The organism is Kitasatospora sp. NPDC059146, assembly GCF_042786665.1.
Classification (GTDB): Bacteria; Actinomycetota; Actinomycetes; order Streptomycetales; family Streptomycetaceae; genus Kitasatospora.
In genome coordinates this window covers 18,941-28,258 of record NZ_JBHZCY010000122.1, presented here as the reverse complement: position 1 = coordinate 28,258, position 9,318 = coordinate 18,941, and the positions used below count along the sequence as shown (strand labels likewise).

General features: G+C 74.1%; 10 protein-coding genes. 7 read left to right on the top strand and 3 right to left on the bottom strand.

The features are described from left to right. Window positions 1-2: 2 nt before the first annotated feature. From ACFXPX_RS35060 to ACFXPX_RS35050, 3 genes are read right to left on the bottom strand one after another with little or no spacing between them, the layout of a single operon-like run. The gene (locus ACFXPX_RS35060; protein ID WP_360237855.1) at window positions 3-188 is read right to left on the bottom strand and encodes a hypothetical protein; all 186 of its coding nucleotides are present in this window, start codon (window positions 186-188) and stop codon (window positions 3-5) included. Window positions 189-241: 53 nt separating this feature from the next. Beyond that, window positions 242-1,087, bottom strand: coding sequence for a class I SAM-dependent methyltransferase (locus tag ACFXPX_RS35055; protein WP_375892823.1), 846 nt, complete (start codon window positions 1,085-1,087; stop codon window positions 242-244). Next, complete coding sequence (locus tag ACFXPX_RS35050) at window positions 1,084-2,412, bottom strand: cytochrome P450 (protein ID WP_380644491.1); 1,329 nt, start codon at window positions 2,410-2,412, stop codon at window positions 1,084-1,086. Before ACFXPX_RS35050 ends, ACFXPX_RS35055 begins: the two co-directional genes overlap by 4 nt. A gap of 337 nt (window positions 2,413-2,749) precedes the next feature. Between ACFXPX_RS35050 and ACFXPX_RS35045 the strand changes: the two genes are divergently transcribed. From ACFXPX_RS35045 to ACFXPX_RS35015, 7 genes are all read left to right on the top strand, one after another. Further along, complete coding sequence (locus tag ACFXPX_RS35045) at window positions 2,750-3,118, top strand: hypothetical protein (protein WP_223886012.1); 369 nt, start codon at window positions 2,750-2,752, stop codon at window positions 3,116-3,118. 93 nt (window positions 3,119-3,211) lie between these two features. Then, the gene (locus ACFXPX_RS35040) at window positions 3,212-4,204 is read left to right on the top strand and encodes an ABC transporter ATP-binding protein (protein ID WP_380531769.1); all 993 of its coding nucleotides are present in this window, start codon (window positions 3,212-3,214) and stop codon (window positions 4,202-4,204) included. Beyond that, the gene (locus tag ACFXPX_RS35035) at window positions 4,201-5,061 is read left to right on the top strand and encodes an ABC transporter permease (RefSeq protein ID WP_375892827.1); all 861 of its coding nucleotides are present in this window, start codon (window positions 4,201-4,203) and stop codon (window positions 5,059-5,061) included. Before ACFXPX_RS35040 ends, ACFXPX_RS35035 begins: the two co-directional genes overlap by 4 nt. 19 nt (window positions 5,062-5,080) lie before the next feature. Continuing rightward, a complete protein-coding gene (locus tag ACFXPX_RS35030; RefSeq protein ID WP_380644490.1) occupies window positions 5,081-6,268 on the top strand; it encodes a cytochrome P450 in 1,188 nt (395 codons plus the stop codon). Next, window positions 6,265-7,524, top strand: coding sequence for a flavin monoamine oxidase family protein (locus ACFXPX_RS35025; protein ID WP_380644489.1), 1,260 nt, complete (start codon window positions 6,265-6,267; stop codon window positions 7,522-7,524). Before ACFXPX_RS35030 ends, ACFXPX_RS35025 begins: the two co-directional genes overlap by 4 nt. A gap of 25 nt (window positions 7,525-7,549) precedes the next feature. Then, window positions 7,550-8,491, top strand: a complete 942-nt coding sequence (locus ACFXPX_RS35020) for a Rieske 2Fe-2S domain-containing protein (RefSeq protein WP_375892832.1) — start codon at window positions 7,550-7,552, stop codon at window positions 8,489-8,491. Beyond that, window positions 8,481-9,254, top strand: a complete 774-nt coding sequence (locus tag ACFXPX_RS35015) for an alpha/beta fold hydrolase (protein ID WP_380531759.1) — start codon at window positions 8,481-8,483, stop codon at window positions 9,252-9,254. Before ACFXPX_RS35020 ends, ACFXPX_RS35015 begins: the two co-directional genes overlap by 11 nt. The last annotated feature ends 64 nt before the right edge of the window (window positions 9,255-9,318 follow it).

The window sequence follows — 9,318 nt, the reverse complement described above, 5'->3', positions numbered from 1 at the left end:
CGTCAGTAGCGCGGCTTCCGGGTCAGCGCCAGGCCGCCCAGCAGGAAGGCGACCCCGAGCACGCCGGCGACCACCGCGGAGGTGGTGTCGGCGGGCTTGTGGCTGGCGTCCATCACGGCGGTGACCAGGCCGGCGACGGCGCTGATGTAGCAGAAGATGGTGATGAAGATCTTCACCTTGGGGTGCATGGAGGTGGTCCTTTCCGGTTTCCGGGAGGGGTGTGGTGCGCGGTTTCCTGCGGTCAGGCGGTTTCCTGCGGTCCGCGGCCCGCGGGTGCGGTCGCGGCGGCGGTGAGGCCGAGCAGCATCACCCAGGCGTCGGGGTCCGACCGGAAGCGGTTCCAGCGGTCCGCCGCGAGGGCGAGTTCGGCCAGTGAGAGGACGCCCCGGGCGACCAGCGGCTCCAGGCGCCGCGGGCCGAGCTGCGGGGCGAAGGCGTCGGTCGGGTGGTCGTCGTTGGTGGTGGCGAAGGGGCGCAGCACCGGCTGTTCGAAGCCGGCCGCGCGCAGCAGCCGGGGGAGCCGGCGCCCGATCGAGCGGTCGCCGCCGTCGGCCCGCTGGGCGGCGGCCATCTTGGCGTGCACGCCCGCGAGTTCGGGGTACGAGGGCTCGGCGGCGCCCCACAGCGCGGAGTCGACCTCGGTGACGGCGACGGTGCCGCCGGGGCGCAGCACCCGGCGGACCTCGGCGAGCACCGCGACCGGGTCGGGCACGTGCTGGAGGACGTAGCGCAGCAGCACGAAGTCCACGCTCGCATCCGGCAGCGGCAGGTCGGCGCCGTCGGCGACCAGCAGGGTCACCCCGGGGCCGGCCGCGTGGGCGAGCAGTTCGCCGTCGATGTCGGCGGCGATCAGTTCGGTGCCGGCGGGCAGCGCGGCGCGCAGCCGGCGGGTCACCGCGCCCGGCCCGGCGCCGAGTTCGAGCACCGTGCGGCCCGAGGGGAGGCCGAGTTCGCGCAGGATGCGCAGTTCCTCGGGGAAGGAGAGCGCGGCCTGCGCCTCCAGCCGGTCGAGTTCGGCGGCGAGGCCGCCGCCGGTGGTGCGGGCGGGGTCGTAGGAACCGCCGACCGGTCGTACGGAGGTGCTCATCGGGGCCTCGCGATCATCGTCATGCCGTGCTTGGGGCGGAGGGTGACCAGGGCCTCGGGTTCGACCGGGAAGCCCTCGACCAGCTCCAGCCGGACGGACTGGAGCAGGGAGGCGAGCACCAGGACGGCCTCCAGCATCGCGAAGTGCTGGCCGACGCAGATCCGGTCGCCGCCGCCGAACGGCAGGTAGAGGTGGCTGGGCAGGTCGGCGCCGTCGAAGCGGTCCGGGAGGTACGCGTCCGGCCGGTCCCAGTACTCGGGGTGGCGGTGCAGCACCCACTGGCTGACGCACACCAGGGTGCCGGGCTCGACGTGGTACCCGCCGATGACGTCGGGCCCGACGGCCCGGCGGGAGATCAGCCAGACCGGCGGGTAGAGCCGCATGGCCTCCTGGATCGCCCGCCGGCAGGCCGGGAGCGCGGCCAGGTCGGCGGCGGTCGGCGGGCGGCCGCCGAGGACGCGGTCGACCTCCTCCTGGACCTTGGCCAGCTCCTCGGGGTGGCGGTCGAGCAGGTGGAGGGTCCAGGTCAGGGACTTGGCGGTGGTCTCGTGGCCGGCCATCACGATGGTCAGCACCTGGTCGCGGAGGTCCTCGTCGGAGACCAGGTGGTGGCTGGACATCAGGGTGTCCAGCAGGTCGCCGCTCGCCCCCGCGCTGCCCCCGCCCGCGCGGCGGGCGGCGATCAGGGTGCGGGTGACGGTGTTGAGGAACACCCGGGCGCGGCCGAAGTCGGCGTACCGGCGGGCGGTGTCGGCCGGGTCCGGGTCCGGGGTCGGTACGTAGTGGCCGATGCAGCGGTTGACGGCGTCCACCGCGCGGGCGAAGCCCTCGCCGATGCCGTCGATGTCGGCGCCCAGGATGGCGTGGGTGAGGATGCCGAGGGTGAGCGCGGTGAGGTGCTGGTCCACCTCCAGCGGGGTGCCGGCCTCGACGGCGGGCCGCCAGCGCTCCAGCATCTGCGCGGTGGCGTCGGTGACGATGCCGTCGAAGGTGCGGACGGCGCTGGGGCGGAACGCGGGCGCGGTGAGGTGCCGTTGGCGGGCCCAGTCGGCGCCGTTGCTGGTCAGCAGCCCGTTGCCGAGCAGCGGGCGCAGCATGGCGTCGTCCGGGGTGCCCTCCTTGGTGTAGTTGGCGCCGTTGTCCTTGAGGACGTGTCGGGCGTACTCGGGCCGGTTGAGCAGGTAGACGGTGTCGCCGTCGGCGCGGTGCCGGGTGACGTCGCCGTAGGTGCGGGCCAGGCCGGTGATGAAGTCGAGCGGCGACTCCCTCATCAGCGCCATGTCGATGTCGTCGGCAGGGCCTGGCGGGACGGTGTGCGTAGGCACGGTGCGGACCACCCCCGTGTTTCCTCTCGGTGCTCACCCGGGACTTCCGGAATGCGTACGCGCCCGGCGAACACATACGTACGTATTTCCCGCTGAATTCCCCGTACGCATTCGGATGCGTATGTCGATACGTATTCTGATGCGTATTCAAGGGCGCGGGACGCCTGAAATCTACCGCACCCGCCGCACGTGCTCAATACTTAGTCCGGGCACCGGAAGTGAGGTCTTGGCGGCCCATTGCGGCCGTGTCATTCTTCATTCGTCGGCAGCGCCGGGAAGCACGGAAGTGCCGAGGCCTGCCGACGACCAACCGGAATCCAGAGAAAAGGAAATTCTCATGGCTTTGGACCAGAGGAAGCGGGCCGAGTTCGTCAACGGCTACACCCGCGCCCTGATCAGCGCCTGGTCGAGCGAGGAGTACGCGGCCCGCCTGCGGACCGACGCCCGCGCCGCCCTCGCCGAGGCCGGCCTGGAGCTCCCGGCCGACGCCGAGATCGTCATCGTCCAGACTGCCGCCGAGGGCGAGCAGGAGGGCAACCTCGAGGTGCAGGTCGAGCTGTACGAGATCGGTCTGGCGACCGGCCGTTACGAGTTCCACATCCCGGAGACCCCGCAGATCGACACCGCCGAGCTCAGCGAGGGCGACCTGTCGGACATCGCGGCCGGCGGCAACTCCTGCTGCTGCCCGTGCTGCTGCTGCACCTGATCCAGCCGGGAAACCCGCAAGCCGGGCAAGGTGCCCGGCCGGTCGACCTGATGACCAGGCCGACCTGATCACCCCACCAAGGAGCGATCCACAGTGGCGACTGCCGTCGGGGAACACCCCGTCTCAGTCCGCGGCCTTCGCAAGAGCTACGGCGACTGGCACGCGGTCCAGGGTCTGGATCTGGACATCCACCAGGGTGAGGTCTTCGCCCTGCTCGGGCCGAACGGCGCGGGCAAGACGACGACCGTCGAAATCCTGGAGGGCGTCCGCCAGCGAACCGGCGGTGACGTGCGGGTCCTCGGCTGCGACCCGGCCGAGGACCGGCGCGACTGGCGCGCCAGGATCGGAGTGGTCCCGCAGACCACCGGTGCCTACTCGGACCTGACGGTCCGTGAGGTGGTCGAGCACTTCGCGGCGTTCTACCCGAACCCGCTCCCGGTCGGCCAGGTCATCGACATGGTCGGACTGGGCAAGCACGAGAAGAAGCAGAGCACCGACCTCTCCGGGGGACAGGCCCGTCGGCTCGACGTCGCGGTGGGCATCGTCGGCGACCCGGACCTGATCTTCCTCGACGAACCCACCACCGGGTTGGACCCGGTGGCTCGCCGGGAGGCCTGGGACCTGGTCCGCTACTTCTCCGAGCGCGGTCGTACCACCGTGCTCACCACGCACTACCTCGACGAGGCCGAGGCGCTGTGCGAGCGCGCCGCGGTGATCGTCGCCGGCCGGGTGGTCCAGTGCGGGCCGCTGGCCGAGTTCGGCGGCCGAACGCAGACTCCGACCACGGTCTCTTTCCGGATTCCGCCGGAGCTGGCCGGCCGCACGCTGCCGTCGTTGCCACCCGGGGCCGACCCGGCCCCGGTGGGCGCGGACGGCGTGCTCAGGATCGGCACCCACGCCCCGACCGCGCTGCTCGCGGCCCTGGTCCCGTGGGCGCACCGGGCAGGGGTGGGCGAGCTGCCCGAACTGCGGGTGCACCGGCCGACCCTGGAGGACGTGTACCTGGACCTGATCAGGGAGCACGCCGACGGCACCGACCGCGGCGCGGACAACAGCCAGCTGATCTCCGAGACGGGGACCCGATGACCCTCACCCAGACCCCCGTCGCCGCGCCGGCCCGCGACGGAGCCCGGCGCGCCGGACGGATGCCCGGCGTCTGGCGGGCCTCCGCGGCCCGTTCCAAGGTCGAACTGCGGGCGTTCTTCCGGAACAAGCAGTCGCTGGTCTTCACCCTGATGTTCCCGGTGATCCTGCTGTTCGTCTTCGGCTCGATCTTCTCCGGGAAGGTGGCCGGCACCGACACCGACCTCAAGCAGGTGTTCATGGCCGGCATCATCGCCGCCGGCGTGATGAGCACCTCCTTCTCCGGCCTCGCGATCAACATCGCGATCGAGCGCGACACCGGAACCGTCCGCCGGCTCGCGATGACCCCGATGCCCAAGTCGGCGTACTTCGTCGGCAAGCTGGTGCGGGTCATCGTCACCACCGCGCTGGAGGCCGTGCTGCTGATCGGCATCGCGCTGGCCCTGTTCGGGCTGCCGCTGCCCAGCACCCCGGAACGCTGGTTCACCCTCGGCTGGGACCTCGCGCTCGGCACGGTCGCCTGTGCGATGGCCGGCGCCGCCTACTCGGCGCTGATCCCCAACAGCCGGTCCGCGGCGGCGATCGTCACCCCGGTCTTCATGGTGCTGCAGTTCATCTCCGGCGTCTTCTTCCCGTTCGGCCAACTCCCCGCCTGGATGCAGACGGTGGCGGCGTTCTTCCCGGTCAAGTGGATGGCCCAGGGCTTCCGCTCGGTCTTCCTGCCGGACTCCTTCACCGCCGTGGAGCCCGCCGGGAACTGGGAACTGGGCCACATCGCGATGGTCCTGGTCGCCTGGTCGCTGGCCGGCCTGGTGCTGACCGCCTTCTCCTTCCGCTGGCGCGGACCCAAGGTCCGCTGAGACCCCTCGGAGCTGGAACATGACGACGGCACCGGTGCGCCTGCCGGACCACCTGATCCACCCGTTCGCCCCCGCCGGGCGGGCGAACCCGCACCCGGCGTACCGGTGGCTCCGGGCCAACGACCCGGTCCACCACGACCCGGCGTCCCGGCTCTGGCTGGTCACCGCGCACGCCGACTGCGCGACGGTGCTGCGCGACCCGCGCTTCTCCGCCGCCCAGGGCCAGCGGGAACGCGCCCGCGACGACGCCCTGCCGCCGTCCATGCTCACCACCGACCCGCCGGACCACCAGCGGCTCCGGGCCCCGGGGGCGCTGCTCCTGGGGCCGGCGGCCGTCCGCTCCCTCGCCGACGGGCTCGCCGAGGACGTGGACGCGCTGCTCGACCGGCTGCCGGCCGGCGGGCGGGTGGACGCCGTCGCCGACCTCGGCCGGCCGCTCGCCACCGCCGTGTACGCGCGGCTGTTCGGCCTGCCCGCGGCGGAGCTGCGGCGCTTCGAGGCGCTCGCCCGAGCCGCCTCCGTCAACCTCGACCCGATGGTGCCCCCGGCCCGCGCCGCCCTCGGCCGCAGCGCCGCCACCGCGCTCACCCACTACCTGGACGGGCACACCGGCCGGGTCCGGGACCGGGACGTCCCGCTGGCCGCCCTGGCCGCCGACGACCGGCTCAGCCGCGCCGAGATGCTCGGCGTCCTCAACCTCGCCGTGATCGGCGGCTGGCAGCCGCTCGCCGAGTTCATCGGCAACGCGCTGCACCTGCTGCTGCCCGACCGCCCGGCCGTCGCCCGGCTCGCCGCCGCCGACGAGGACCTCGCCCGCCTCGCGGTGGACGAACTGCTCCGGCTGGAGGCCCCGATCCCGTTCACCGCCCGGGTCACCACCGACCGGGTCGAACTGGCCGGCGGCGTGCTGCCGCCCGGCGCCCGGGTCCTCGCGGTGCTCACCGCCGCCAACCGCGACCCGGAGGTCTTCGCCGACCCGGACGAGCTCCGCCTCGACCGCAGCCCCAACCCCCACCTCGGCTTCGGCGGCGGCCCGCACTTCTGCCTGGCCGCCCCGCTGGTCCGGCAGACCGCCGCCCTGCTGCTGCCCCGGCTGGTCCGCCGCTTCCCGGCCCTGCGCGGCCCGGACGGCGCCCCGGACTGGGACCAGAGCCTCGTCCCCCGCCGACTGCGGGCCCTCCCGATCGAGCTCGGAGCAGCGCTGTGACCACCTACGACGTCATCGTGGTCGGCGCCGGGGCGTCCGGCCTCACCTGCGCCCGACTGCTGTCCCGGGCGGGCCTGCGGGTCGTGGTGCACGAGGCCCGGGAACGGCTCGGCGGGCGGATCCACACCTTCCGGCCCGCCGACGGCGGCCCGCCGCTGGAACTCGGCGCCCAGGTCGTGCACGGGGACCGGAACCCGGTGCACGAGCTGCTCGGACCAGGGAGCACCGGCGCCGTCCCGCGCCGGGTCACCGCCCGGATCGTCGAGGACGGCGCCGAGCGGTCGATGGGCGCGCTGAGCGCCGGCCGCCGCGCACCCTGGCTGCTGGAGGCGGCGCTGCGGCGCACCCCCGGCGTCACCGGCCTGTCCGTCGGCAGTTGGCTGCGCGCGTGCGGCAGCACCGGCGCCGAGGCCGCGGCCGCCACCGAGTGGTTCCGGCAGAACTGGGCCGCCGACCCGGAGCGGCTCAGTGCCGCCGGGGTCGCCGCCGCGCACCGCGGGGACACCGCCGGCGAGGGCGAGTACGCCGTCGACGGCGGCTTCGCCCGGCTGCCCGAACGGCTCGCCGACGGCCTGGACGTCCGACTCGGCTCGGTGGTGCGGGAGTTGTCGTACGAACCGGGCCGGGCCACGGTACGGACGGACGCCGGGAGCGCGGTCGCCCGCGCCGTCGTCCTCACCGTCCCCCCGGCCGCCCTCGGAGGCATCGCCGGGCTGCCCGCGGCCAAGCTCGCCGCCGCCGCCGGGCTGCCCGCCGGGGACGGCTGCTGCGCCGTGGTCACCCTGGACCGGCCCGCGCCCGACACCGTGATCGTCTTCGACGTGGACGGCCGCACCGGCTTCACCCGCTGCGCCGCCGGGCGCCCCGAGGTGCTGGTGGTCGCCAAGGCGGGGGCCGCCGCGTCGCTGCGCGCGGCCGTCGCCGACCGCACGGCCCTGGCCGCCCTGCTCGCCACCGTCCTGCCCTGGACGTCCGGCGCCGCCGTCCTGGACACCGCGGTCGCCGACTGGGGCCAGGACCCTTACGCGGGAGGGGCGTTCACCGCCCCCCGCGCCGGGCTGGAGGACGCCGCCCGGCGCTGGGCCGAACCGGTCGACGACACCCTCTTCCTCGCCGGTGAGGCGACCGTCGCGGGTGAGCAGCTGCCCTGGGTGCAGGGCGCCCTGGCGAGCGGCGAGCGGGCCGCGGAACAAGTCCTCAAGGCACTCCGACGGGCGCCGTCCGATGAACGAACTCCGATGAACGCCACCCGATGAACGCCATTCGATGAACGTGAGCCCGATGACCGTGCACCACGGCTGGTACCTGCTGGCCTTCCGATCCGAACTGGCCGACGACATCACCCCGTTGGCGATCGGAGCGCGCCGCCTGATCGCCGTCCGCGAGGGCGGGCGGGTCCGCGTCCTGGACGCCAACTGCCCGCACCGCGGCGCCCACCTGGGCTACGGCGGGCGGCGCGAGGGCGACTGCGTGGTCTGCCCCTTCCACGGCAAGCGGATCGGCCTCGGCGACCCGTCCAAGCACTGGTCCGTCGCCGAGCACCGGGTGCTGGAGTGGGGCGACGCCGTGTTCGTCCGGCTCTCCGACCACCCGGACGGCGACCGCGGCTTCGAGCGGGCGGTCCGGGGCTGGCAGGACGAGTACCCGCTGGTCGCGGCCGTCGCCCTGCCGGTCGCGGTGCCGCCCGAGTACGTCGTCGAGAACGCCTTCGACCCGGACCACTTCAAGGCCGTGCACGGCGTCCCCGGCAACCGGGGGATGGCCACCCGGGCGGGCGAGCACGGCGAGCTCGTCATCGAGGGCGAGTTCCTGATGCAGACCTCGCCCTGGCAGGACGCCCGCACGCTGGAGGAGATCCGCTGGGAGGCGGTGCGCACCGGCCGGGTCCGCTGGGACTTCAAGCCGCGCTTCCACGCCCAGGCGTTCAGCCCCCACGTGGTGGTCACCGAGTTCGGCCCGCCCGAGACCCGGCAGGTCATCGTCACCGGCTCCGTCCCGACCGGGGACGGCGGCTGCGTCGCCCGGGTCGCCATCGGCGTGCGCGAGGACCAGCGGGCGGCGCTGCCGGCCCTGCTCGGCGGCAGTGAGAAGGCGCTCGCCGAGGACAAGGTGGTCTGGGAGCACCTGGACCACACCATGACCCCGCGCTACGACGCCCGCGACGAGCCGGTGCTCGCCTTCCGCCGCTTCTGCGCCGACTTCGGAGCCCGACTTGACGACTGACCTGCACCTCCACCGCCAGGGCGACGGCCCGGCCGTGCTGTGGATCCACGGCTACACCATGGACTCCACCACCTGGCAGCCGCTGTGGGACCGCCTCCCCGGCTTCACCCACATCGGCGTCGACCTGCCCGGCCACGGCGGCTCCGCCCCGCTCCTGCCGGGGCTGACGCTCCCGGCCCTGGCCGGGCAACTGGCCGAGGTGGCGGCGGACACCGGCGCCCGCCGACTGGTCGGCCTCTCCTTCGGCTCCGTCTCGGCCCTCCAACTCGCCTTCCAGGAGCCCGGGTCGCTCGACCGCCTGGTCCTCGCCGCCCCCACCCTGGCCGGCACCCCCAACGAGGACTCCGCCCGGGTCCGCTACCAGCAGCTGTCCATGCTCCACCGCATGGTCGGCCCCGGCGACCAGCTCGCCGACCTCTGGATGCAGTCCCCGCCGGACATCTTCACCGGCACCCGGCGCCACCCCGAACTCCGCGCGGCCCTGCGGGAGGTGGTCGCCCGGCACAGCTGGGCCGAACTCGGCAACCGCGCCATGGACGCCCTCACCGCCCACCGGCACACGGTGGACGACCTGCGCCGGATCACCGCCCGCACCCTGGTCGTCCTCGGCGACGAGGACATGCCCGCCTTCACCCGCAACGCCCGACTGCTGCGCGACACCGTCCCGGACTGCCGGCTGGCGACCCTGGCCGAGACCGGCCACCTCCCGCTGCTCGAACGCCCCGACGCCTGCGCCGAGTTGCTCGCCGCCCACCTCGCCTGAACCGTCCTCGCCCGAACCCCCGACCGTCCAGGTCGCATTCACGCCAGCCCCGGGGCCGGACCGC

What these genes read in the sequence shown, in the direction of transcription:
- ACFXPX_RS35030 (WP_380644490.1), top strand. Translation starts at nt 5,081, where the DNA reads ATGACGACGGCACCGGTGCGCCTGCCGGACCACCTGATCCACCCGTTC.
- ACFXPX_RS35055 (WP_375892823.1), bottom strand. Translation starts at nt 1,087, where the DNA reads ATGAGCACCTCCGTACGACCGGTCGGCGGTTCCTACGACCCCGCCCGC.
- ACFXPX_RS35045 (WP_223886012.1), top strand. Translation starts at nt 2,750, where the DNA reads ATGGCTTTGGACCAGAGGAAGCGGGCCGAGTTCGTCAACGGCTACACC.
- ACFXPX_RS35035 (WP_375892827.1), top strand. Translation starts at nt 4,201, where the DNA reads ATGACCCTCACCCAGACCCCCGTCGCCGCGCCGGCCCGCGACGGAGCC.
- ACFXPX_RS35060 (WP_360237855.1), bottom strand. Translation starts at nt 188, where the DNA reads ATGCACCCCAAGGTGAAGATCTTCATCACCATCTTCTGCTACATCAGC.
- ACFXPX_RS35020 (WP_375892832.1), top strand. Translation starts at nt 7,550, where the DNA reads ATGACCGTGCACCACGGCTGGTACCTGCTGGCCTTCCGATCCGAACTG.